This window comes from Parajatrophihabitans canadensis (genome assembly GCF_053764775.1).
The window spans coordinates 3,821,430-3,844,336 of the sequence record NZ_CM132445.1 but is presented as its reverse complement, the minus strand read 5'-3'; the positions used below and the strand labels follow the sequence as shown (position 1 = coordinate 3,844,336).

32 protein-coding genes and 1 pseudogene are annotated in these 22,907 nt (G+C 63.1%); 24 read left to right on the top strand and 9 right to left on the bottom strand.

Going from position 1 to position 22,907, the window contains the following annotated elements; genetic code table 11:
* Window positions 1-26: 26 nt before the first annotated feature.
* The 3 genes from ACSMXN_RS18505 to ACSMXN_RS18495 all read left to right on the top strand — a co-directional run bounded on the left by ACSMXN_RS18505 (window position 27) and on the right by ACSMXN_RS18495 (window position 2,994).
* A complete protein-coding gene (locus ACSMXN_RS18505) occupies window positions 27-893 on the top strand; it encodes a biotin--[acetyl-CoA-carboxylase] ligase (protein ID WP_022913792.1) in 867 nt (288 codons plus the stop codon).
* A gap of 99 nt (window positions 894-992) precedes the next feature.
* A complete protein-coding gene (locus tag ACSMXN_RS18500) occupies window positions 993-1,598 on the top strand; it encodes a PH domain-containing protein (protein ID WP_022913791.1) in 606 nt (201 codons plus the stop codon).
* A 319-nt stretch (window positions 1,599-1,917) separates the two neighbouring features.
* Window positions 1,918-2,994 carry a hypothetical protein gene (locus tag ACSMXN_RS18495; RefSeq protein WP_155958413.1) on the top strand — a complete coding sequence of 359 codons (1,077 nt, stop codon included), beginning with the start codon at window positions 1,918-1,920 and terminating at the stop codon, window positions 2,992-2,994.
* Between the two features lie 52 nt (window positions 2,995-3,046).
* Here ACSMXN_RS18495 and ACSMXN_RS18490 read toward each other — a convergent pair whose 3' ends face one another.
* Together ACSMXN_RS18490 and ACSMXN_RS18485 are read right to left on the bottom strand one after the other, a co-directional pair.
* On the bottom strand, window positions 3,047-4,453 hold the full coding sequence (locus ACSMXN_RS18490) for an MFS transporter (RefSeq protein ID WP_027139548.1): 1,407 nt from the start codon (window positions 4,451-4,453) through the stop codon (window positions 3,047-3,049).
* 257 nt (window positions 4,454-4,710) lie between these two features.
* Window positions 4,711-5,955, bottom strand: coding sequence for an ABC transporter substrate-binding protein (locus ACSMXN_RS18485; RefSeq protein ID WP_022913787.1), 1,245 nt, complete (start codon window positions 5,953-5,955; stop codon window positions 4,711-4,713).
* Window positions 5,956-6,009: 54 nt separating this feature from the next.
* On the opposite strand from ACSMXN_RS18485, the gene ACSMXN_RS18480 reads away from it, so the two are divergent.
* The 10 genes and pseudogenes from ACSMXN_RS18480 (at window position 6,010) to ACSMXN_RS18435 (ending at window position 12,574) form a co-directional block, all read left to right on the top strand.
* Window positions 6,010-6,156, top strand: coding sequence for a hypothetical protein (locus ACSMXN_RS18480; RefSeq protein ID WP_196811318.1), 147 nt, complete (start codon window positions 6,010-6,012; stop codon window positions 6,154-6,156).
* A 476-nt stretch (window positions 6,157-6,632) separates the two neighbouring features.
* Window positions 6,633-7,556, top strand: a pseudogene (locus ACSMXN_RS18475) (CpaF family protein); the annotation flags it as partial.
* A 52-nt stretch (window positions 7,557-7,608) separates the two neighbouring features.
* The gene (locus ACSMXN_RS18470) at window positions 7,609-9,102 is read left to right on the top strand and encodes a recombinase family protein (RefSeq protein WP_022913784.1); all 1,494 of its coding nucleotides are present in this window, start codon (window positions 7,609-7,611) and stop codon (window positions 9,100-9,102) included.
* A gap of 81 nt (window positions 9,103-9,183) precedes the next feature.
* Window positions 9,184-9,645 (top strand): hypothetical protein, encoded by a 462-nt coding sequence (locus tag ACSMXN_RS18465; protein WP_155958412.1) that lies wholly within the window; start codon window positions 9,184-9,186, stop codon window positions 9,643-9,645.
* 49 nt (window positions 9,646-9,694) lie between these two features.
* Window positions 9,695-9,934, top strand: a complete 240-nt coding sequence (locus ACSMXN_RS18460) for a helix-turn-helix domain-containing protein (protein ID WP_022913782.1) — start codon at window positions 9,695-9,697, stop codon at window positions 9,932-9,934.
* Complete coding sequence (locus tag ACSMXN_RS18455) at window positions 9,931-10,185, top strand: hypothetical protein (protein ID WP_022913781.1); 255 nt, start codon at window positions 9,931-9,933, stop codon at window positions 10,183-10,185. Before ACSMXN_RS18460 ends, ACSMXN_RS18455 begins: the two co-directional genes overlap by 4 nt.
* 169 nt (window positions 10,186-10,354) lie before the next feature.
* Complete coding sequence (locus ACSMXN_RS18450; protein WP_455407619.1) at window positions 10,355-11,248, top strand: hypothetical protein; 894 nt, start codon at window positions 10,355-10,357, stop codon at window positions 11,246-11,248.
* The gene (locus tag ACSMXN_RS18445) at window positions 11,245-11,628 is read left to right on the top strand and encodes a hypothetical protein (RefSeq protein WP_155958410.1); all 384 of its coding nucleotides are present in this window, start codon (window positions 11,245-11,247) and stop codon (window positions 11,626-11,628) included. Before ACSMXN_RS18450 ends, ACSMXN_RS18445 begins: the two co-directional genes overlap by 4 nt.
* Window positions 11,625-11,828: a hypothetical protein gene (locus ACSMXN_RS18440; protein WP_022913778.1), complete on the top strand. Its 204-nt coding sequence runs from the start codon at window positions 11,625-11,627 to the stop codon at window positions 11,826-11,828. The genes ACSMXN_RS18445 and ACSMXN_RS18440 overlap by 4 nt, the downstream gene beginning before the upstream one ends.
* Window positions 11,825-12,574, top strand: a complete 750-nt coding sequence (locus tag ACSMXN_RS18435) for a hypothetical protein (protein WP_022913777.1) — start codon at window positions 11,825-11,827, stop codon at window positions 12,572-12,574. The genes ACSMXN_RS18440 and ACSMXN_RS18435 overlap by 4 nt, the downstream gene beginning before the upstream one ends.
* A 104-nt stretch (window positions 12,575-12,678) precedes the next feature.
* On the opposite strand, the gene ACSMXN_RS18430 is transcribed toward ACSMXN_RS18435, so the two are convergent.
* The 5 genes from ACSMXN_RS18430 to ACSMXN_RS18410 form a co-directional block, all read right to left on the bottom strand.
* The gene (locus tag ACSMXN_RS18430; RefSeq protein WP_022913776.1) at window positions 12,679-12,864 is read right to left on the bottom strand and encodes a hypothetical protein; all 186 of its coding nucleotides are present in this window, start codon (window positions 12,862-12,864) and stop codon (window positions 12,679-12,681) included.
* Window positions 12,861-13,205, bottom strand: a complete 345-nt coding sequence (locus tag ACSMXN_RS18425) for a hypothetical protein (protein WP_155958409.1) — start codon at window positions 13,203-13,205, stop codon at window positions 12,861-12,863. Before ACSMXN_RS18425 ends, ACSMXN_RS18430 begins: the two co-directional genes overlap by 4 nt.
* Window positions 13,206-13,470: 265 nt before the next feature.
* Window positions 13,471-13,794, bottom strand: coding sequence for a hypothetical protein (locus ACSMXN_RS18420; protein ID WP_455407618.1), 324 nt, complete (start codon window positions 13,792-13,794; stop codon window positions 13,471-13,473).
* Between the two features lie 86 nt (window positions 13,795-13,880).
* A complete protein-coding gene (locus ACSMXN_RS18415) occupies window positions 13,881-14,204 on the bottom strand; it encodes a hypothetical protein (protein WP_455407618.1) in 324 nt (107 codons plus the stop codon).
* A 60-nt stretch (window positions 14,205-14,264) separates the two neighbouring features.
* Entirely contained in the window at window positions 14,265-14,591 is a 327-nt protein-coding gene (locus ACSMXN_RS18410; protein ID WP_455407617.1) for a hypothetical protein, read from the bottom strand.
* A 79-nt stretch (window positions 14,592-14,670) separates the two neighbouring features.
* On the opposite strand from ACSMXN_RS18410, the gene ACSMXN_RS18405 reads away from it, so the two are divergent.
* Window positions 14,671-14,889, top strand: a complete 219-nt coding sequence (locus ACSMXN_RS18405; RefSeq protein ID WP_455407616.1) for a hypothetical protein — start codon at window positions 14,671-14,673, stop codon at window positions 14,887-14,889.
* A gap of 74 nt (window positions 14,890-14,963) precedes the next feature.
* On the opposite strand, the gene ACSMXN_RS18400 is transcribed toward ACSMXN_RS18405, so the two are convergent.
* Complete coding sequence (locus tag ACSMXN_RS18400) at window positions 14,964-15,236, bottom strand: hypothetical protein (RefSeq protein ID WP_155958359.1); 273 nt, start codon at window positions 15,234-15,236, stop codon at window positions 14,964-14,966.
* Between the two features lie 148 nt (window positions 15,237-15,384).
* On the opposite strand from ACSMXN_RS18400, the gene ACSMXN_RS18395 reads away from it, so the two are divergent.
* The 10 genes from ACSMXN_RS18395 to ACSMXN_RS18350 all read left to right on the top strand — a co-directional run bounded on the left by ACSMXN_RS18395 (window position 15,385) and on the right by ACSMXN_RS18350 (window position 21,636).
* Window positions 15,385-16,050, top strand: coding sequence for an AbiU2 domain-containing protein (locus ACSMXN_RS18395; protein ID WP_022913274.1), 666 nt, complete (start codon window positions 15,385-15,387; stop codon window positions 16,048-16,050).
* A 494-nt stretch (window positions 16,051-16,544) separates the two neighbouring features.
* Window positions 16,545-16,775, top strand: coding sequence for a hypothetical protein (locus ACSMXN_RS18390; RefSeq protein WP_022913272.1), 231 nt, complete (start codon window positions 16,545-16,547; stop codon window positions 16,773-16,775).
* A gap of 173 nt (window positions 16,776-16,948) precedes the next feature.
* Window positions 16,949-17,260, top strand: a complete 312-nt coding sequence (locus ACSMXN_RS18385) for a secretion system protein E (RefSeq protein ID WP_022913271.1) — start codon at window positions 16,949-16,951, stop codon at window positions 17,258-17,260.
* Between the two features lies 1 nt (window position 17,261).
* Window positions 17,262-18,119 (top strand): type II secretion system F family protein, encoded by an 858-nt coding sequence (locus ACSMXN_RS18380; RefSeq protein ID WP_027139433.1) that lies wholly within the window; start codon window positions 17,262-17,264, stop codon window positions 18,117-18,119.
* Window positions 18,116-19,060, top strand: coding sequence for a type II secretion system F family protein (locus tag ACSMXN_RS18375; protein ID WP_022913269.1), 945 nt, complete (start codon window positions 18,116-18,118; stop codon window positions 19,058-19,060). Before ACSMXN_RS18380 ends, ACSMXN_RS18375 begins: the two co-directional genes overlap by 4 nt.
* Before the next feature lie 59 nt (window positions 19,061-19,119).
* Window positions 19,120-19,332 (top strand): hypothetical protein, encoded by a 213-nt coding sequence (locus tag ACSMXN_RS18370; protein WP_022913268.1) that lies wholly within the window; start codon window positions 19,120-19,122, stop codon window positions 19,330-19,332.
* Window positions 19,332-19,784, top strand: coding sequence for a TadE family protein (locus ACSMXN_RS18365; RefSeq protein WP_022913267.1), 453 nt, complete (start codon window positions 19,332-19,334; stop codon window positions 19,782-19,784). Before ACSMXN_RS18370 ends, ACSMXN_RS18365 begins: the two co-directional genes overlap by 1 nt.
* Window positions 19,781-20,257 carry a pilus assembly protein gene (locus ACSMXN_RS18360; protein ID WP_022913266.1) on the top strand — a complete coding sequence of 159 codons (477 nt, stop codon included), beginning with the start codon at window positions 19,781-19,783 and terminating at the stop codon, window positions 20,255-20,257. The genes ACSMXN_RS18365 and ACSMXN_RS18360 overlap by 4 nt, the downstream gene beginning before the upstream one ends.
* Window positions 20,254-20,721: a pilus assembly protein TadG-related protein gene (locus ACSMXN_RS18355; RefSeq protein WP_035943728.1), complete on the top strand. Its 468-nt coding sequence runs from the start codon at window positions 20,254-20,256 to the stop codon at window positions 20,719-20,721. The genes ACSMXN_RS18360 and ACSMXN_RS18355 overlap by 4 nt, the downstream gene beginning before the upstream one ends.
* A 192-nt stretch (window positions 20,722-20,913) precedes the next feature.
* Complete coding sequence (locus ACSMXN_RS18350) at window positions 20,914-21,636, top strand: alternative oxidase (protein ID WP_022913264.1); 723 nt, start codon at window positions 20,914-20,916, stop codon at window positions 21,634-21,636.
* 19 nt (window positions 21,637-21,655) lie between these two features.
* Here ACSMXN_RS18350 and ACSMXN_RS18345 read toward each other — a convergent pair whose 3' ends face one another.
* Window positions 21,656-22,825, bottom strand: a complete 1,170-nt coding sequence (locus tag ACSMXN_RS18345) for a geranylgeranyl reductase family protein (RefSeq protein ID WP_022913263.1) — start codon at window positions 22,823-22,825, stop codon at window positions 21,656-21,658.
* Window positions 22,826-22,907: the final 82 nt, after the last annotated feature.

Here is a 22,907-nt window from a genome sequence, read left to right as displayed (position 1 = left end):
AACAATATTGGCGCGACAATAGAGGCGTGACCACATCGACCAGCCGTCAGCCCCTGGACCAGAGCCTGCTGCAGTCGTTGCTGGACGCGAGTGCCGAGAGGGCTGCCGGGGATGCCCCGCGTTGGCGACTAGAGGTCGTGGACGAGACCGGTTCGACCAATGCCGACGTCATCTCGGCGGCCGCTGGGGCAGCGGCCGAAGGCCTGGTGAGGGTCGCTGAATTCCAGCATGGCGGTCGCGGCCGGTTGGACCGCACGTGGGTCTCGCCCGCGGGCGCCGGTCTGACCTTCTCGATGCTGATCCGCCCCGTGGTCGCGTTGTCGCAATGGAGCTGGCTGCCGCTTCTGACCGGCGTTGCGCTCGCCGAAACCGTCGAAGCTGCCGGCGTCCCGAGCTCGCTGAAGTGGCCCAACGACCTGCTCGTGGGCCCGGAACAGCGAAAGGTGGCAGGCATCCTGCTGCAGCTCGGCCCCGCGAGCCCTGCCGTCCCGACGGGTCCGGCGGCCGCGGTGGTCGGCGTCGGACTGAATGTGTCAACGACAAACGGCGAGCTTCCAGTACAGACGGCGACTTCGCTTGTCCTACAAGGTGGCGAGATGACTGATCGGGGTCGGTTGCTCGTCGACTTTCTCGGACGGTTCGCAGCGAGCTATCGCAGCTGGCAAGCAGCGGACGGGAATGCTCAGCTCAGCGGTCTTGCCCAGCAATATCACGACCGTTGCGCCACCTTGGGCAACGTGGTCAACGTCGAGTTGCCGGGCGAAGTCGTGCGGGGGACGGCGGTCGATATCGACGATGAGGGCAGACTGCTCGTCGCGGCTGCGAACGATGGTGCCCCGCCCCGCGCGATTGCGGCTGGCGATGTCACGCACCTGAGGTCAGATTCCCGCTAATCTCTGTCCGGCGGCGCGAACACCGCTGGCGGCAGCGTGCTTTGACGACCGTCATTTGGCCGTCGCCTGTTGACCGCATTTGTGGAGAAGGAGCAGTGAGTGTCCTACCCAGAAAAGTTGCTCGCACAAGACGAAGAGATCGTCGAGCATCTACACCCACACTGGATAACGCTGGTCCCGGCGGTCGCGGCCTTTATCGTCCTCTGCGCACTTTCTGGCGTCGCCATTGCGTTTCTGCCGGACTCGAACGCCCATCATGATTCGCATAAATATCTGTTGTGGGTGGTCATCGTTCTCGCGCTACTACTGCTTATCTGGCTCGTGTTGATGCCGGTGATCAGGTGGCGATCGACGCACTATGTGTTCACCACTCACCGTGTGCTGATCCGGCGGGGTGTCCTCAACCACGTGGGCCGCGATATCACCCTCGGACGAATCACCGATGTTGCCTATCGTCAATCGATCTGGGATCGGATCGTTCGTTCCGGCTCGCTGACGATCGAATCGGCAAGCGAACACGGCCAAGAGACGCTGGTCAACATTCCGCGTGCGGACGAGATGCAACAGACTCTCAACCGGCTCGTCGAGGCTGACTCGATGCGGCGTTCACGGGGCTTGCAACCCGGTCAGGAACCTGACCCGCAGGGCGGCTTCGGCCCGGGCGGATATTCGCAGCGCGGTGGTCAACCGGATCCCGGATACTAAATCTTCTTAACTCCGAATTAGCATCGTGTTTGCCGAATGTATCGAAATTCGATGCTTGTCCGCAATTCCACAATCGGAGAGTTTCACGGGTTCGAACTTCGGCGGTCGAATTTAACCAAACTGGCGATTGACGCGCCGTAATGCCGTACCGCTACGAAGCCCCGCTCGTTGTATCTTCTATTCGGTAACGACGAGGTTACAAGCTGACTCCACGCCGCGATTCTGACGGGAAGCAAACCGCTTTCGGCTCATCCTGAGAGAAGTAGTCGTGTGGCAAGTGAGGGACCTGCGGGGGCGGTTGCGGAGCATGAGGGCGCGCATGGCTAGGCCAGTCAGCCCAAATAGCACCGGTCGTGTCGCGACACTGGTGTTATTTGCGTTCGCCGGCACGCTGGTGCTTCTCGTTTCGTGGCGCGTCGTCTCGCGCTTTCCGACGTTTTCCCTCATCCCTGGCCGCCATGTTGCGTCGGCGGGCCCGACCACCGCCGGGACATCGGCAGATCCAGCGCTGACCGGGTCTTTCGGTGCGCAGAAGCCACCCTCGCTCGGCATCGGTTTCGGCCTGCCTCCGTACCGGGCCTCTGCCACGCCCTCGGCGTCCAAGTCGAGCTCGCCCGGGCCGACGCATCATCGCTCGCTACAGATGATCGTCGACCAGAACGAATTTCGCGGCAGCACCGAGACGGCCATGCCAAGCTCCTCGCCCACCAGCTCGACGACTCCGTCAGCCACCGACCCGTCACCCACCCCGACGCCTACTCCGTCGGACTCGTCCCCGGCATCGACGTCTGCGGCGCTGCTCAATGCGCCCGGTAGCGTCGTGAAGATCGCCGGGCTGCATTTCGGCGGCGCGGGTGCGGCGACCACCGTCACCATCGACGGATTCGACGTAGTCGGCCCCGGACTTGTCGCTGACGGTGGCCAGCTCGACTGGGGTGACGGGACCGGTGCCGATATAACGCCTGCTGCGAGTGCGCTGACGCTGTCCACAGACTCGGTGAGCACCCCGTCGTTCACCCACACCTACGCCACGGGTGGCAACTACACCATCACCTGGACTCCCGACCTGAGTGCGACACCTTCCTCAGGCGCGGCGCAGATCTGGACTCATCAAATCGACGTGCCCGACGCCGGCGCGGCGCCCGCACCCGTACCGACACTGAGCCAAGACGCGGACGGAAGCGCTCAGGTCTTTGACGTTGGCGAGAGCACCGGGTGCCCGTGGGCCCTCTGGACCTTGGACTACGGCGACGGCCTGTACTCGACCGGCGACAACTCGAACCGGCCTACCGACGCCCAACGTATGCACACCTATGGCCAGCCTGGGTCTCGGGCGGTGCTGACGGTGGTGGGACCGGATGGCCAGGTCGGGACGTCGACCGTAATCGTCAACTGACAGCAGGCGAATCGGCGCGCTCGGCTGGGGTGCTTACTACTCCGAGCTCTGGCTACCAGTCGCCGCGATGGTCGGGTACGAGCGCGATCAACGGAATCGAACACAGCACGATCACCCCGAAGATCACGAAGACATGGCCGAGGGCCACTCCCGGGTTCGTGCTCCGCGCGATCACCGTCGTGGTGATCGAGACCGCCGTGATCGAGCCTGCCTGGCGAAACATCCCGCGCAGGCCGGCGATAGCCGCCGCGCTCTCGGGCGCGAGTTGCAGGGTGGCGTTGTTGGAGGATGGTGTCGACATTCCTATCCCGATACCGCTGACCGCTGCGCCGAACGCGATCCAGCCATAGGGTGAAAAGCCGTGCGCGCCGGAGGAGATGATGAACAGCCCGATAGCCAGAGTGAAGAAGCCGATTGCCATCGGCCAGCGGTAACCAGTTCGACGTAGGAAGTAGACGGCCAGCCCGGCGACCGAGACCATGCCGATCGCGCGTGCGGTGAGAATCGTCCCTGCCTGCAGGCTTTTGAGGCCCAGCTTGTCCTCGGCGTAGAGCGGTACGAGCGCCCCGAAGCCGAGTGCCGCGCTGCCGAACAAGAAGTTGATCAGGTTCATCACACCAAAGCCCCGCCCATACAGCAGCTCAGGTGGAATGAACGGCGCTTTGGCGTGCCAGGTGTGCCGTAGGAATGCCACGGCCCCTAGCACGGCTACAGCCTCCGGAAGCAGGAAACCGATGCTGTCGAAGGACCGGTCGCCGCCGCCGAGAAAGGTGACGCCCAACATCGCCGAGAGCAGCGTCACCCCGAGCAACGCGACGCCCTGAAGGTCGAGCCGCTCATGCACGCGCGCGTCGTTGTGTGGAATGAAGATCGTGCCTAGAACGAAGAGCAGAATGCCCAGCGGAACGTTGACGAGAAAGATCCCGCGCCAGGACCAATAGCTGACGAATACCCCGCCGAGCACTGGGCCGACGATACCTCCGATCGGGAAGATGCTGGAGAACAAACCGATTGCCCGGTCACGGTCGGCGCCGAAGAGATCAGAGACGATGCCGGTGGCCGACGGCATGAAGGCACCACCACCAATGGCCTGCAACCCGCGCAGCGCGACGAGCAGGTAGATGTTGCCCGCCAGCCCGCACAGCAGGGACGAGACGGTGAAGATCACCACCGCGATCAGGAAGACCTTCTTGCGGCCGTACTGGTCGCTGATCTTGCCGGCCAGCGGCATGATCAGGACCTGGCCGAGGGAGTAGGCGGTGATCGTCCAGCCGGTCCAGTTGACCCGGGCGTTCAGGTCATGCTGGATCGCCGGTAAGGCGGTGGCAACGATGGTCTGATCCAGCGCAGCCATGAACAGGGCGATGGAAACGACCGCAAAAACGAGTCGACGGCGAGCTATCGACGGACTGTCAGTCTCGACAGTCGCGCGGGTAACAGTAGCGGGTTCTGTCGACACGTCCATCAGAATACACTGCTTGCCAGCAAGCAACTACTTGCTCGCTCAGCCTCATGTTCGGGCTGACGAGTCTGCCGCTGGTTTGGGACGTCACATAACTGCCAACCGGTGTAGCGCACTGCCACCCGGTATGGCGCACTGCTGTCGATAGCGCACGGCCATTGGTTGTAGCACTGCCGCCGAGCCCGATGAGGTCCAGGCTCGACGGCAGGCGTCTCGTTGCGCTATCCGCAGTTCAGTTGCACTTCAGGGTGTGACTACGGCTTGACGCCATCGAGCTTCTTACCGCAGTACGGGATGTTCGGGATCGGGATGAACTTCTTGCCCTCGAGCTTGACGACCCAGGAGCAGGTCTGGTCGGGCGAGTAGTTGCTGAAATCGATCTTCAGCGGTGCTTTGAGGCCATCGGCGTCGAAGTCCTTAACGCCGCGCAGCGCCGTCATATAAGACTCGCGGGTTGGGTTGGCGCCGGCCTCTTGCAGGCCGCGGACGAAGGCGCTCATCGCGAGGTAGGCCGACTGGATGGCATAGGTCGGGGTCTCGTTGAAACCGACTGCGGCGAGGTTCTTGGCCATCTTCTGGGTGGCCGGGGTGTTCATCTCGACCGGCTCGCCGTCGCTGGAGAATTCAAAGCCCTGTGCGGCGGTCACGGCTGCGGACGAGGCGAGCAGGTCGCTGCCGTATCCGGTGGCCAGGACGAGGGATTTGAGTGCGACGCCGTCTTGACGAAGTGAGGCCGCCAGCGCGAAACCGGTGTTCGGGACGACAGGCAAGTAGACCCCGTCAACGCCGGCGCTCTTCATAGCCAGGGCAATCGCACCCATGTCGGTGCTTCCGAAAGCAACCTGGGTGACGTAGCCGTCCTTGAGTCCGGCGGCCACACATGACTTCTGTGCTGCGGTCGCTGACTTCTGCGCGCTCGGCGAGCTGGAGTAACCCATCGAACCGCACGAGGTCACGCCGCGCGCCTTGAAATATTCGCCCTGGGTGGCGTAAACGGAGTTGAAGTCGTTGACACCTTCGCTGGCGAACAGGTTCGTGTTCTTCTGATCGGTCCACTCGGGCCCGTCAAAGCCGCCACCGACAACCGGAACGCCTTGTTTGAGCAGGTAAGGCTCCGCGCCGTAGAAGTCCGAGGACACGCTGATGACCGCGAAGACCTTGTCGGTCTGCACGAGCTTCTGCGCGGCGGTAAGGGCTCCGGACGGCGTCGAGGTGGAGTCGGCCATCACGTATTCGAGCTTTTGACCATTGACGCCGCCCGCTGCGTTCACGGAGTTGACGTAAGCCTTGATGCCGGTCTCGGTGGTCTGAAAGCCCGAGGCCGCTACGCCAGTCGAGTCGGTGATGACACCGATCTTGATCGTCCCGCCGGCAGCGCTGCCGCTGCCGCCCGATCCGGCCGAAGCGCCGTTGTTACTGCTCGAGGAACTACACGCAGACGCAACGACGGCAACGACTGTTGTCGCCACCATTGCGGCCACGAACCTGCTTTTTCGCATTGCGGAGCCTTCCTTTGATCCTGGAAATGGGTGTTCTGTACGGACAAAGAAGTGATGACCAACGAAATGACGAACGAGGAGGAGCATGAAACGTATGGTGTTTCGGGCTTGGCCAGGGCAGCAGCCAAGGCGGTGCCTGACAGGGTGATGTGCGATCGATGGGAACTCGGTGAGTACGGCACTTGCGTCGCTTCGAGCTGAGCGCGGCGAACATTCCTGCGCAACTACCGTCGCCAACCCGAGATGCTTCGATACCGTACATCGCGCTTGTCTCATGAGGGAAGATCTGATGCCAATTTGTTTCTTTGGGCTTCTGGCGACTGAAGCGCCAAGATAACGAATGAATACCTCTTCACTGCGAGCGGCTTCACTCCTATAAGGAAAGCATTTACGCTGTCCGGCGCCCGCCGCCCGGTCGAATTCCCGCCGACCAGCTAGGCGTACTAGACGTCGTAGATCAAGAGTGACGTGAGACACGTTCGAGATTCAAGTTGATCAGCCTAGCCACGTTGCGGAACGTCATATGGTCAACGTTCGGCGCGAAATATGACACGCATGGATGTTGCGAACACGCTGGGTGAAGTGTTGTCCACAGCCTGTTCTGGCGTGTCTACAGCGACCGGTGCTGGCGGTTACGCTCCGATTTTCCAATCGTCAGTCGGGGTAGTGGGGGACTTGTGGCGTCAGCACTTGCGATCGTCGAAGGTGAGGTCCTAGAGCTCGTTCGACGTCGTTCTCTGGACCCGATTCTCGAGCCGGACGCGACACGGCGGCTGGTAGACGACGTAGTAGCCGACTACCTCGATCGTGCGGGCATGTCTGCCCTGCCTGCACTTGGTGATCCGGCCGAAGCGGCGCGCTCTGTATTCGATCAGGTCGCAGGTTTCGGTCCCCTTCAGCAGTACTTCGACGACGGTACCGTCGAGGAGATCTGGATCAACGAGCCTGGCCGGGTCTTCATCGCCCGCCGCGGACGCTCCGAGCTCACGAACATCATCATGACGACGGAGCAGGTTGCCGATCTTGTCGAGCGGATGTTGCGCGTTTCAGGCCGCCGCCTGGACCTCAGCACCCCGTTTGTCGATGCGCAGCTGCCAGACGGCTCCAGGCTGCATGTTGTCATTCCCTCAATTACTCGCAGCCACATCTCGGTTAATGTCCGCAAGTTCGTGATCGGTGTTGCGGGCCTGGACGAGTTGACGAGGCTGGGTGCGCTCACCGAGCAGGCAGCGCGTTTCCTGGAGGCCTCAGTTGCTGCGGGGCTCAACGTACTGGTCGCAGGTGGCACACAGGCGGGCAAGACCACCATGCTCAACGCGCTGTGTGCAGCAATCCCTGCCACCGAGCGAGTCATTACGGCAGAAGAAGTCTTCGAGCTTCAGGTCCCGTTGCCGGACGTGGTTTCGATGCAGACGAGACAGGCAAATCTTGAAGGTACCGGCGAGATCACGCTGCGCCGGCTCGTCAAAGAGGCCCTCCGGATGCGCCCTAACCGGATTGTTGTCGGCGAGGTGCGACAAGAGGAGTGCCTTGACCTTCTTATCGCCTTGAACTCCGGTCTACCGGGTATGTGTACGTTGCATGCCAACTCCGCCAGAGAGGAAGGGAGCGCAATTTACTGTGTAGGGTGAAAGTAACTGGAGGCCAGCAAACATGGTGGGTACATCGCGGCGCAAGGGGCAGACAGACATTCGGCCGTGGGCCATCTACGCGAGACTTTCCGCGGCAAAGCCGGTCCGGTCATCTGGTCGCCGCCGCGCGGTAGATGAGTCCGTCGGACGGCAGCAACGAGAGATCCGTGCCTACGCCGCCGAGCATGGGTTACCGATCAGTGAGGCGCATGTCTTCGTTGATAACCACTTGAGCGCATGGAAACGCAAGGGTGCCATCCGGCCCGACTGGCAACGGCTGATGGCCGTGGCGCGCGCTGGTGAGGTCCAGGGCGTGTTGATCTGGAAGCTGGACCGGTTTACCCGCGCGCCGCGTGACATGGAAGACCTCATCGACCTGGCTGAACTTCATTCCGTTGGTATAGACGGCCCGAACTCCGGCTACATCGACCTGACCACGGCCGCCGGTCGCCAGCAGGCGCGAGGCGCGGCAGCGCAAGCCGCCGCCGAGAGCGACAACACCAGCGAACGGTCCCGGGCAGCGCTGGCCGACCTGGCACGCGCGGGGTATCCCCTCGCTGGCGGTCGCGCTTTCGGCTTTGAGGTGCTGGGTGAAATGGCTGAGGAAGACATACCGGCTGGAGCGACCACAGTGCAACGTCCCGCCGAAGTGGTACTCATCCGCGAGGCCGCGTCCCGGATGCTCGCAGGCGAGGCCCTACGTACCGTCGCGGCCGACTGGGGAAGCCGGGGTATTGTCTCCGCCCGGGGTAAGCCGTTCACTCCCGCCAACCTTGGTCGGATGCTGGGCCGCAAAAAATACGGCGGGCGGGTGGAGTGGCACGGCGAGGTTGTCGGACGCATTCCGGGTGAGCCGATTCTGGATGAAGCAACATACGAGGCGGTCCAGACCATGTTGATCTCGCGCCGCCGTGGCCGCAAGCCGAACGGCAAGTATGAGTTGTCGGGCCTCGTCCACTGTGGCCGCTGTGGCCACACCATGGCCGGGGCCACTGCCACGGCGACCCGCAGCAAAAGCACGGTTAACCGCCTGTACCGTTGCCCCCCGTCCGGAGGCGGATGCGGTCTGGCCATCAAGGCTGAGACCGTCGAGACGCAGGTACGGGCCCGCGCTCTGGAGTTACTGACCGACCCGGATATCCGGGCGGGCATAGGCGCACGTGACGCCGCGCTCGACGATGCGCGCTCCATCGCCGCCGCTGAGCTGGCAGCGGTAGAAGCCGAGCTAGTCTCGCTGGAAGTCAAGGCAGCAACGGGTGAACTAATCCGCGCCGCGTACGACGCCGCCAAGCCGATTCTCGACCGTCGACGTGTGCGTGTATTGGCCGCCGTTGAGGACGCCGGGCAGCCATCCCGGCATGAGCTGCCACTGGTGACAGCCAAAACCTGGGACCATGCCGGAGATACCGAACGCCGCCAGTACGTCACGCGTCTTGGCATGGTGATTACGGTTGGCCTGGCTAACGCGACTGTCCGTAACCGTCCCGACGTCTCCCGCGTTGTCATTACCCCGTAAGGGGAAATTCAACGCACATTCGGTTCCAAAAACACTGGGCGCACTGTTGCGCCCAGTCGTGCCGCAGTGCAGTCTGGTGACGTGACCCCCGACACCTCCGCCGACGAGGACTTCCTGGACGAGGCCCTGGTCGAGGACTTCCTGTACGCCCAGGAGTTGTCGAGCCAGCTCGCGAGAGCCGAGGCGCGCCTACTGCGCCGACCGGCACGAACAACGGTCGAGGTCTGGGACGAGCACCTTGAGGACTTCGTAGAAATCCAGGACGTACACAGCGCCGCCGCCACTACGCGCAAGCTTGCTGCCCTGGCTGCCCTGGAGGCTGCCCAGGACTGCGCCGCGCGGGCCGTCCTCGCCGACGTCCGGCGCGCCGCCACCACGGCCCAGCAGACTCACCAGCAGGGTCTCGCTGCCACACTGCCCGAGACTGCCCTGGACCGCCGGACGGTCGCCACTGAGCTAACCGAGGCCCGCCTAGTCGTCGCTGGACCACGTGGCCCGAGCAACGCCCCCGCTCTGATCACCATCGCGGGAGAGTCCGGCTAGCAACAACCGTTCGAGCCTCCCGCGCCAATTTCCTAGCGGGAGACGAACGATGGTAAAAGGACGAGCAGCGCGGCGCGCCGGAACTCGCCGCTGGCTTGACGTCGGGCAAGCATCCGACTACTGCAATCTGGCGCCGCGAACAATTCGCCAGCGAATCGCCGACGGAATATTGCCCGCGTACCAACCAGTAGGAACGCGTGCCGTTCGGATAGATATCAGCGACCTCGACGAGATGATGACCGGGGGCGGCCGGATGCCGTCTACTGCGACCGAGGCAGCCCCGTCATGAGTGAACTCTCTGAGCGACTGACCGAGGCGGATTACGACGCGCTGGCGAGAACCATTCGAGTGGTACATAAGCGCATCGCCGAGCAGGAAGCCCAAGCGGCAGCGGAGAAAGACAACGGGCCGAACCGCCGAAGGGAACCGACCCGTCGCCCGCCAAGACAGAAACCGCGAGGTACCAGCAAGCACGCGTCCGAAGACGCGTTACCGATGGTGACACCCTGGGCAGAGGCTGGCAATGGGGAGCACTCGTGAGCCGCCAGAGTGGGCGACGCGACCCGGGCAAGCGTGCAACGCAACCCGTTCAGGTAAAGATCCACCAGCATATGCACATCGACGGGGGAGATGGTTTCTGCCGCTATTGCCAGGAATCCATGGCTTGGCTCGAACGGCAGGAAGTCCAGCGACGCGACCGGTGCGAGTCATGATCAGCCAACTATGGGACGAGATTTGGTTGCAGGGGCGTGGCCTTGCGCTCATACCAAGCGGGGACACTGGGCGCGGCTACGGCTCTATGAGTCCAGCGCGGGCGTTGCTGGTTCTGCAGTTCCTAGCTGCACACGCCGACCACAAGAATCAGGTTCGCTGGTCACCTGGTGGAGTCGCGCGGGCTATCGGTATCAGCCGCGCTGAAGCCCGTGACGCCTTCTTGGTCATCAGTCGGGCGAAGCTCTGGGAACGGCTCGGGGAAGCCAAGAACGGCCAGACGGCGACCTACCGATTCACTCCCGAACTGTGGCCGAATGCCATCGATACACAGCCGAACCTGGCGGGACACCCCGCCACCCCATCAGGCGCAGACCTGGCGGGACACCCCGCCGCCCCCCTGGCGGGACACCCCACCACCCCCGACGATGTGAGCCTGGCGGGACACCCCGCCACCCCCCTGGCGGGGAGCCTGGCGGGAGACCTGGCGGGAGACCTGGCGGGAGACCTGGCGGGAGACGTGGCGGGGTACCCCGCCACGAAAGGAAGGAAAGCGAATAGAAGTGAACTTCGCGCGCGCCCGCCCGCGCGAGACCACTACATCAAAGCTGCTAAAGAAGATTTAGAAACCAACCGACAAGCCCGCCTAAGGACCGAGCCTGAATCCTTCGCTGAGTTGTCAGGCCTTCATGAAGTGCTGATGGGACTCGACCCGGCAACCCGCCCCCAGCTCACAGCGACCGTCAAAAAACTCATCGAGCAACGACTTGCGAGCCAGACACCCCAGGAACTCATCGCAGAATCCACGGCGCGCCATTTCAGCAACCCTGGCCAGCTCGTGGCCGCGTGGAAAACCGAGGCCAACTCAAATCCGAGGGAGGCCACGGCATGAGCGCCGCCGCGCATCTGGCGCGCACACGCCATTGCAACCTGGTTATGACTTCGTCCAGCAGGCCTATGCGGCCGACGCGGAAGATCCTGCGCAACGTCGCGGGAGAGCAACGCCAGCGCAAGGCTATCCGGCTCGCCGAGCTGCGCCAGCGGATTCCCGGCCACCTACGGAAGTCACGCCACGATCAAGAACTCAGCGAAGGGAAACAACTGGAGACACGCTCTCTCGTCGCTGCGCCTTTCGTTGGAAAGCTGCCATACGGCAAACGCGCGATTCTGTGCCGTGTTACCTCGTTCGATTCATCTGCGTCGTCCGACGAAACCGAGCCCGGAAGCGTGGGCGTGATCTCCATCCCTAAACCGAACCATCAGCCGCGATGAAGCAAACCAAAACGCGAATCATGGCCTACAGCGGCAAGCCAATGCGGGCAACCCGAGCGCGCATCGCCGATGATGGCGCGCGGCACCGCAAGCAGGAAGCCGAGCGCGTCAGTGCGCTGAACGCAAAGTTCCAGAAGCGACTCAAGCCGACGACAAATCCGAATAATCAATGTGAGAAGGAAGAAGGGCAAACACCATGACCGATCTTCTGGACACCCTTAGGGTGATGAACGTGACAGCGAACCGTCCCGGTCTGCCATCGGCGGGTCTCGTGCGCCCGTGGGATGAACTCCTGGCTGGTCTCATCTCGACGGCCGCCGAAGCGGAAGGGCGTGCCGCCACAACGGCTCTGGCGTTTCAGTCCGCGCAACCTGGCGGCGCGGGGTTTCGTGCGGCGATGCGGGACGACGCCGACTTTGCGAGCGCGGCGCTGGATTCGACCGGAACGCTACCGGACTCGACCGCCGACGGGCCGTTGCTCAATCATTTAAAGCTCGTCATTCCCGCGGCGTTCGTCGAGGCCCAACGGGCCGAGGTTTATGCAGCGTGGGCAGATGGTCGTGTCCGCGGTTACCCACAGGCTCACCCCGATCTGGTCGCCAGCGTGGACCGTGGGACCGATCAGATCCGCGACACGATGAGAGACCTGTACGAAAAAGCTCGCGACAGCAAGAGTCGTCGACCGTGGCGCGACGCCGACGACATGCGTCCGGAGTGGGCAGCGGCGTCTTCGTTATACGAATGGCTGGTCAACCCGCGAATGCGATACCGCGCACGCAACCCGCGCAGCTTCCCGAAGGAACTCGAATGGCTCGAATATGAAGCCGATATTGAGTCAGGCGGAGCTGAACGGTCCAGTCCGCCCGATCCGCCCGGACTCGACGCCGCAGTGACCGCGAGCTACCCCGTTACGCATCGCGCACGGAACCAAAGGCGGCCAGCATGATCTACAAAGTGATGATTCCGTTTCATCGGGTGGGCGATGAGCCAAGTTTGGGGGGCATTTGCTACGCCCGCGGCTCGTTGACCGCCAGCCGATCAAAGCTCCTTCTAGTAGACGACGATCATCGCGAGAGTCTCGGAAAGGTAGTTGCTTTGGATGACACCCCCGACGGACTTCGGGTGTCCGTCGAAACGCGCGACGCCGAACGGCTGCGCTACAACTACATCAGACCGATTGTCGGCGCTGAACGCGCCGCGTATCGAGATGGTCACCGCGTCATCACGAGCGGTCAACTACTCGGCTTCACATCGAACTGCATTGAGTCCTGGCCGTCCGCACGGTTCTCCGCCGACTCGGCTACACTGCGCGCGGATGCTGGAATGCCCCATGCACCAAAGGTTAATCTCGATCCATTGCCGCCCTTGTGGATTTGGAGTGCGGGATGACTGGCGAATCGATAGCGCGTCAGTGCCGCAAATGCCGCCGCCCCGTCCAGCCCGGCGAGGTGGCCCGAGTCGTTACCGTGCTCGATGATCGAGACGACGGCGAAGTGTTGAGCCACCTCGAACATGTCGACTGCGGCGACACCCAGCGGGAGCCGACCGCGCCGCCGTCGCGGCGATGGTGAGGCCAACCGCAGCGGCCGCCCACTGAACCGCCGTAAACAGCAGCCGCCCACTGACCGGGAGAAACGCCGCCCATTTTTTCCTGAGCCCGCATCTTCAGTCGGAGACCTATCGCGCAAAAAATCTCTCCCCTTCAACTTTAGGTTTAGGGTTGTCTTTCCAGATACGGCGCGCATCGAGCAAAGATCGACTTGGCCGTGCGCAGACTGACTCAGCCATCCGCCCAGCGGGGAAGGCTGATTCCACCAACGTCCGCACATGCCGATGAGCGGATTAGGCGTCGGCCAGCCAAACAACCGCTTCGTCCGGCTGTGGCACCCATGCCGACCACTGGCGCAGCACGGCTTCAGGATCGTCGATCGGTTCACGCTCGTGCCTCGGGCCGATCCACCGACCCCTCACCAGAGAGACCCGACCGTCGCGAATCAAGTCACGAACGACGGCTTCAGCGATGGCAAGGCGAGCACTGAGCGCCAAGTCTGGGTATCTGCTGTTCGCAGCCCACCACACCTCGTAGAGACCCTGACTATCCACCGCCTGATCGGCGACGACTTCGGCTCTGAAATTGTCATAGTCCGCCGGAAAGTCAATCTGCATCCGACGAGTATCGCCGGTCAACTCTGCGAACGTCCGCTCATGCCGCGATGACGCTCGTTCACTGGTACTGATCTGCCGATGAGCGATTAGGCGTCGGCCAGCCAAACAACCGCTTCGTCCGGCTGTGGCACCCATGCCGACCACTGGCGCAGCACGGCTTCAGGATCGTCGATCGGTTCACGCTCGTGCCTCGGGCCGATCCACCGACCCCTCACCAGAGAGACCCGACCGTCGCGAATCAAGTCACGAACGACGGCTTCAGCGATGGCAAGGCGAGCACTGAGCGCCAAGTCTGGGTATCTGCTGTTCGCAGCCCACCACACCTCGTAGAGACCCTGACTATCCACCGCCTGATCGGCGACGACTTCGGCTCTGAAATTGTCATAGTCCGCCGGAAAGTCAATCTGCATCCGACGAGTATCGCCGGTCAACTCTGCGAACGTCCGCTCATGCCGCTGGTCGTGTGAGTACTACGTCGCGCCGAGGATCGCATCCAGGCGGTCCGGCCAGTCCTCATCGGCGAGGTCGGCCCGGACGAGGACATCCCGCCAATCCTGATCGAGCAGTGCACGGTTGTCCGCGAATCGATCCCATCGGCCAGACGTCCGAACGACCAACGCCGCTAGGACCCGTTCCGGATCTTGCCCGCCGACCTGCACTGGCGAAAGCGCGCGCAGGGCGTCGATCACCTCGTCTGCTGAACCGGAAGCGAACTCAGCAACGATCCACCTAGTAAGCCGGTCAGATATTTCCACGCTTGGATTGTCCATGGGCGCGTTGTCCCGATGCACGGACATGCCGCTGACGTGATCGTTCCGACGCACTCATCTGCCCATGAGCGCGACATAGCGACTGTCGTCCCGGCAAGATGAGGGTGTGCCAACTGCGAGCGAAGCGCCGCCCTGCAAGCGTTGTGGGCGGCCGGTCAGGGTCAACGCAGACCGATACGACGTGTTTGAGGGGATGCACTACGTCTGCTTTCACTACGAGTTCGAGCACGACCCGGCCGATCCCGACGAAGAGTGCAACGCAGGCGGCTGCCCGTCCTTCAAACTCGACGCGCCGCCGCGCCAGTTGAGAACCGACGCGACTTAGCCGGAAACGACCGGTCATGGCGCTCGTTTTTGCTGCGGTATGCCGAGCGGCGGTCGTCGACATGACACCCCGCGTCAGCCTTCAATCACTCCGGCCAGCTCCATCAGCGCCGCCGCAAGCTCGCGCGCTTGGTGGGCGGTCAACGGCTGGCCTTCGAGAAGAACGCGCGGCCCGAGTCGCTCACCAGTGCCGGGGTAGTCGATAGCGAACAGACCAAGATCAACAGGGACTATCGGCGCGATAGTGCGGCTGTGATGGATCATGCGCTCGTTGGCGGGCAGCTCAGCTCGGTTCTCGGTCTCATCGTGGTTAGTGCACCATGGCGGGCAGCTGGGTGTCGCAGGCATGACTCATCGTCGCGGCTGCGCCACGCTCACGCGGTTGGGCGCGCCGAACGCGGCGAGCCAAGCCGATACGGATCGGCGAGGGGCGGCGCTTAGTCCGTGATCGGCGTGGTGCCGACAGTGAAGCGGACATGACCGCGACGATTCTGGAATGCCCGTCAATATCGAGTCCTACCGAAATGACTTCAACGCCGCCTTGGACGAGATACACGCCCTGCACATGCTCAGATACGTCTGGAAGAACATGCTGGCGATGTTCGCCAGCCAACCTGAGCTCCCTGCTGACTCAATGGTCAACTACTACCTGCAGACGACATACAGCTCGACGCTGGCGATAGGTATTCGACGCCAGGCAGAGGCGAGTGACTCTCGAACGACGATCGGGAGCGTGCTTCGTCGCGTTAACCTGCACGCCGCCGATTTTACGATCGAGTCCTGCGGCTTCAACAGGGTGGAGGACTGGGCAACGGGGCACGGTTGGCTGAACTATGCAGACACGCTCGACCAACCGCTATCAGCGGATCGAGTTCAGGCCCAGATCGACGAGCTGGTGAAGGATCAGGCTGTCGCAAAGCAATGGGTTAACAAGCGAATTGCACATCGGGATAGACAAGCGGTCGAATTCGCGTGGAATGATCTTGAACAAGCACTAGCCGGTTTACGCCGCGCCACCATCTTCCTGTTTGGCCTGTTCAATCAAGGTGGTTACCTGGCACAGGTGACGCCCTATCCAAGTTTGAGTTGGGTGAAGGCCTTCTCGCAGGCATGGTATGACCCGACCCGCACCACGCTTGTCGAACCTCAGACGCTGGGCTAGCCATCCTATCCGGGGCTCGGATTCGCCCAGACCGTGCGCGTGGCGAGGTATTCGGTTAGTGCCGCTTCGCTGACGAAGATGCGCGCCAGCCACTCATCGGCCGTCTGGATTGGCGGCCTTTAGCGCAGACCGCCGCCACTGCTGGACCGCGTGGCCTCCAGCGTTCTGCCAGAGCAAAGCCAGATGATGGGCAAGTGAGCAACCCACCTGACGCCGAGCACAGATACAGCTTCCGGCTAACCGTCACAGTAGAAGTAACCGATCCGGTAGAGGTCCGCGTGAAGGCCAGCGCCCCGTTCACGGACCAGAACGGGGAGCCTTTCGTCAGTAATACCTCGCTGGAGCAGGACCTCGAACGGGTCCTGCAATGGCATATCCGCCGTTCGCTTGAGACGCTGGGCCCAACACACGGTTACCAACCCCAGAGCGTGGTCCCAAGCGAAGGCCAGCCTTGCCCCCGATGCGGTTACGGGTGAGCCCGCTACTATCGCGCCATGTCCGCTAAGCGTGGCTGGGGCGGCGTTCCGGAGTGGCTATCACCCGAGTGCATCCGTGCCGCGTACTTCGCCCACGGCGAGACTGAGGCCGCCAGCTTGTTATCCATGGCTGCCCCTGGCCAGCTCCGCAGTCTGGCGCTTGCGCTGGTCGCCAGCGAGCGGCTCGAACGTGACCAGCTCGGCGCGGTTGTCGGCAGGGTCCGATCCAGTGACGCAATGACACCCTGACGTCATGCTGACCCTTTTCACCTGTTGACGTAAGCCTAAACCGGAAGGGGGCCCGGGTTCAGAGTGACGGCCGTGACGGCATAGCGCCAGACTCTGACAGTGCCGCTGGACCCCGGTAAGCCTGCCGGATTCCTGCACATACAATTGAAGCAGCTCCCGAAGCTCTGCTCAAGATGTGCACCCTGCCACTGCTCGCCGGCGAGAACGTAAGCGCGGCGTTCGTCGTACCCACCGTCGCCGCTTCGATCGATTTGGTCCTTCACCTTGGTACCGATCAGAAGGGCCAGCGACGGGTTCGCGAGATCGTTGCGGTGACCGGAAGGACTGAGGGCGACGTCATCGAGACCTCGGAGATTTTCGCGCTCCGCGAGGGACGCCTGAGACGCTCCGACGGCTACCCACCTCACCAAGATCATTACACCGCATGTGGCTTCGATCTGGCTGAGTTGCTGGGTTCGGACGCCCTTGATCGGACCGGAAGCTGAGATGGGCGCCTTTATCGGCCTGGTTGCCGGACTCGGCGCTCTGTTGATCTGGCGCAGCGGGCCACGCGCGCCGCAGCGCTCGACCCGGCGAGCCGGTTGGAGTGCTCGCCGCAACGAACTCATCAAACAGGCCGGAATCGACGGCGTTCGGTCCCACCAACTGCTGATGATGCAGATCTTGTCGGCCCTGCTTGCCTTGGTCACGGTGCAATTGCTGACTGCGACCCTGGCCGTGGCCGTGTGCTTCGCCACCTTCGCATTCTTCGGTCCGCTGGTTGTGATCACTCGGATGCGGCAACGCCGGCAGGTTGCGCTTCGCGAACTGTGGCCAGAGGCGATCGACAACCTCGCATCGGCCGTCCGAGCAGGGATGTCACTGCCGGAGGGGGTTGCCGGGCTGGCCTCGCGCGGGCCCGAGTTGCTGCGCCCAGCCTTCGGCCGTTTCGGGGCTACCTACCGTGCAAGCGGGCGGTTCGCAGACTGCCTGGATGCCTTGAAAGCAGATCTTGCCGATCCTGTCGGCGACCGAATTTGTGAAACGCTCCGCGTTGCGCGTGAAGTTGGCGGCAGCGACCTCGGCACTGTGTTGCGGACGCTGTCCGAACTGTTGCGAGTTGACGCCCGGACGCGATCGGAGTTGGAGACCCGCCAGGGCTGGACCGTCAACGCTGCACGCCTCGCGGTTGCGGCCCCATGGCTTGTGCTCTTGATGCTCGGTACCCAGTCGACGACGCTACAAGCCTTCAACTCCTCGGGCGGGACCATCCTGCTCGCCGTCGGCGCCGCCGTGTGCGTGCTGGCTTATCGCATCATGGTCCGCATCGGCCGGTTGCCGCACGAGCCCAGGGTCCTTCGGTGACGGCCTGGTGGTTCGGCGCGGCGCTCGGCCTCGTGACCGCCGCGGGCGTGGTGATGGCGGTTCGGGGATCGCCGCCGATGCGACGGGTACGGCTCTGCGACCGCATCGCTCCCTACCTTGCCGACTCTCCCATTCCTTCACGCCTGCTGTCTTCTACCGCAGTCACCAACGAGTCCTTTGCATCACTTCGCAGGGTGTTTGGTCCGGCGGTGCAAGATGCCGTCCGATGGCTCGATCGCCTCGTCGGGGGATCAGATTCGGTGCGAAGGCGACTGGGAGGGCTGGGAATCGAGACCAGTGTTGAAGAATTCCGTGTCGAGCAAGTGGTGTGGGGTGCCTGCGGTGTAGCTGGCTCCGCGATGCTGGTAGCGATGGCGACACTTGCACGGGGTGGTATCGATCCGGTCCTGGTCGGCGGTGCCGGCCTGGTCGGCGGTGCCGGCGGCGTGCTCTCTCGAGACTGGTGGCTGAGCCGTCTGGTTGAACGCCGCGAACAGGCCATGCTCGCGGAGTTCCCCGTCGTCGCCGATCTGCTCGCATTAGCCGTGCTTGCCGGCGAGGCACCGATCGATGCGATGCAGCGAGTTTGCAGGCTGACGCGTGGGGAACTCACCAAGGACCTTCAGGCTGCCCTGGACGATGCTCGAGCGGGTACTCCGATGACGAAGGCCCTGGCGAGCGTCGCCGGTCGGACCACCCTGGAGACCTTCGGCCGCTTCGTTGAAGGGCTGGTGGTCGCAATCGAACGGGGCACGCCTCTGGCGGACGTCCTGCGGGCACAGGCGGCCGATGTTCGCGAACAGTCCAAACGCGCCCTGCTGGAAGAGGGCGGCAAGAAGGAATTGCAGATGATGATTCCGGTGGTGTTCATGATCCTGCCGATCACCGTGCTTTTCGCCTTGTATCCCGGATTGTTGACCCTCGTTTCGATGTCCCGCTGACGCCGTGCCGACGATGACTGCCAATGAATAAACGGTCAAAGAATGATGGAGGAAAAGAAATGGTTCAGTTGCTGGCTGCTTGGTTCGGCGCTCGATATGTCGCGGTGCAGCAAAGGGTTCGGCCGCAGGCGAACGAGCGAGGGGACGTGCCGGGCTGGGTCATGGTCACCGTGATGACCGCAGCACTCGTCGTCGCGATTCTTGGTGTATTCAAGCCCCAGATCATTAATGCGATAAACCAAGCCATGAGTCGTGTGGGCGCAGCCAATTAATGCCCCGCGACCAACTCGTCACCGGTGCCGAGCCGATCGTTCGCGCCCGGCGGCGGGCACGCCCGCAGGGGGATCGTGGCGCTGCGGTGGCCGAATTCGTGATGGTCTCGGTATTGCTGATATTCATGCTCTTCGGTGTGCTGCAGGTGGCCGCACTGCTGTACGTCCGGTCGGTGGTGTCAGCCGCCGCTTCTGACGGTGCGCGTTACGGCGCTGACTCCGGAGTCGATCCGAGCGCGGGCGGTCCTCGAGCCAGCGATTTGATTACCGAGGCGCTCAGCCCTGGTTTGGCTCGTCGGATCCCTTGTGTTGGCAGTGCGATCACCGATCCAGCTACTGGTGTCGACACCGCAAAGGTCACCTGTCGCGGTGATATCAGATCGATCTTCTTGCCCGTCGGGGCACTGGTATCGATTGACGTTTCCGGTCAGTCCTTGCGGGAGCGGCCATGAGGCGCGATACACGTCGCGGAATTCTGATTGAGGATGCCGAGCGGGGTAACGCAATTGTGGAATTCGTGTTCGTCGCGGTCGTAGTGCTAATACCGATGGTGTATCTGCTTGTTGTGGTGGCGACGGTGCAGCGCGGAAGGCTAGCGGTCACCAATGCTGCGCGCGACATCGGCCGCGCCATCGCCACCGCTGACCATGACTCGGAGCGTCCGGCGCGCGAAAATGCAGCCCTGACGATTGCCCTGCGGGCTCAAGGCTTCGCGCCAAGTGACGTTGAGGTGCGTTATGTAGCAGCAGCGGCGGGCTGCGAGGACGCCGCGATCGCGCCGGACTTTTCGGCTGGCGCCGAGTTCGCGGTCTGTGTGATCCGGCATCAGCAACTGCCTGCCGTGCCTACGATTGTGGGTGGTCGCGGCGTCACCGAGATTGGCAAATACGTTGTGCACATGGATGAATTCCGGTCAGCAACGTGACCGCAAGGGTGATCCGCGCAGCGCTGGCCCGTGCATCCCGGGTGATGTCGTCAGATGATCGAGGGTCGATCGTCCCGCTCGTTCTGGGGTTCTACGTCATCGCGTTCATGTTCGTCAGCGGCGCGGTTCTGGCGAGCGACGTGTTCAACAAACAGCGGAACCTGCAGAGTCTGTGTGATGGTGCGGCGGTCGCGGCTTCTAACGCGGTCAACGGTCAGTTGGTTCGTGACCGCGGTCTGGACTCAACGTTGCCTCTGCTCAGCGTTCAGGATGCGATTGATACCTACCTGTCAACGGAATCGTCTCGAGTGCAGATCAGCGCAGTCGGCGAGCTTGGCGCTGACAGCGACACAGTCAAGGTCAAGTGCAGTTCCACGGCGAAGGTGGCGTTCGGCGGTCTGATCGGCCATGCGGATGGCTTCGAGCAGCACGCGAGCGCGACCGCCGAAGGCCGACTGGACTGAGGCAGGCTGGACTGAGGCAGGCTGGACTTAGGAAGGCGGAGCTAAGACAGGCTGAGCTAAGACAAGCGGTCACGCGTCGGCGCTCGGTCACGCACGAATTGGACCAGTTTTGGAGTCCGGTCGCGGACGCTATTGCCGGAGACGCAATCGCGACCCAGCACCAGCTCAGTTCCCATTCCGGAGGTTCCCATCATGGCCCAGCCACTAGCGCTCACCGCCGATCTCGCCGATCTCGCGGATCTCGCAGACACCGCCGCACCGCCCCGCCTGTCCCGCTACGAACTACGGGTAGCTCAGCGCGAGACCTTGAACGCGCCTCGCCGCAAGTACGGCGTTCCCGCTCGTCTGCTGTTCCGCAGCCTGGATCTCATCTACGGAAAGCCACGCACACTGTCGAAGTTCAAGGTGCTGGAACTTGTCGCTCGCGTCCCCTACCAGGCCTGGGAACACGCTGCCTACATCGCTATCACCCACACCCACCACCGGACCGGCCTGGCCCGGCGAATCTTTGATCGCGTTAGCGAATCCAGAGCACAGCAGGACAACGAGCAATGGCACCTGCTCATCCTCGCTGAGATGATCGCAGCCGACGGCATCAAAGAAAATCGACTGAAGTTCTATGCGATACCTCAACTCATTGCTTGCCTCTACTACCAAGTCTCCTGGCTGATGTTCGTTGTCAAGCCTGCCTGGTCCTACCGACTCAACGCCGACTTCGAAGACCACGCCGAACACGAATATGCCCATCTCGTGCAAGAAAACCCCGACTGGGAAACGGTTCCCTTCACCTCCGAGTTCACCGCCGACTACGGCCACTATGCGAGCCGTGCCGACGTACTACGCCAGATCGGGCACGACGAGCGCATCCACAAGCTCGAGAGCGAACACGAACTAGCGCAACCCCGCTTCCACTGACATCTCAGCCAACGGCTGGTCAGCGTTTGGCGTCGGCGAACCGAAGGCGCCGGATGATCCGAGGCGTGAGCAGCCCATCAGCCAATCCAAAGCGCACGAGTTCATCGAAGACTTGTTGATCATCGCGAGCTGCCCGCATGCCGGCGTCGACCAGGCCTGGCCACCGTCCGAGGCGCGCCAGGGCCGAGGTATGCAGAAAGTGCCTGCCCAGCCGGTCGCGGCTGAGCGCCCGATAGGCAACGCCGGCATCAACCTGATCGTCAAGAACGCCAGCGGTCGCGGCCTGGCCAGCAAGGGCGCCAGACGTCACGGCGTAGAAGATCCCTTCGCCGGTAAAGGGATTGATGAGCGACTGAGCATCGCCGACCAGCAACACCGGGCCAGCCGCGATCCGAGGACGCCCGGACGACAGCGGCAACCGATGCGCCCGCAACCTGCTCGGCTTCGGATCCAAACCCGGCAGCAACTCCGCCATCCGACTCAACATGCCCGTCCGGTTCAACGGCCGTGAGCCGAGCAGCTCTCCGTAGCCGACGTTGGCGTGACCGTCGCCGAGCGGAAAACTCCAGGCATACGCGGGCCAGCGCTGAGTCGTCATCACGATGACCTGTGCACCGTGCTGGTTAGCGAGCTCAGGCGCGTAGCCGCGGATGGCGAAGGCCACCCGTTCTCGCGGCGCCGCGGCAACACCGACCGCGCGGCGGACCACGGACTCGGCGCCGTCTGCGCCGATGACCACCGTGGCGCGCAGCGACCCGTCGATCACAATCGCGCCAGGCTCGCTCCGCAACGACCGCACCTCGTGACGCCGGACCGTGACACCTCGAGCTCGGACGTCGGCAACGAGCCTGGCGTCGAAGATCTCGCGCCGAATGACGTGCACCTGCTGCCGCATCTGGCGGTTCACCTCAATACCGGCCGGCGACCGCAAGGCCAGCCGGTCGATGGGCGGCGCGTCGGCAAATACCGCCGCCGTATCGAAGTCGAGGTCGGCCAGTGTCTGCCTCACCTCGTGGGCAATGCCGTCGCCACAGGCCTTGTCCCGCGGGAAATCGGCCCGATCCAGCACCAGCACCCGCAAACCGGGCCCGAACTTCAGAACCGCGGCAGCGCTCGCGCAGCCAGCTGGCCCGGCGCCCACCACGATCACGTCCCACTGCTCATAGTTGCCGGTCGGCGGAGCTGCCACTGCCTCATCGTCACACGCTGAGCAGAATCGTGCGCGCAGGCGACTGGCGGACGACTGGCGGACGACTGGAGAGCGGCTGAAC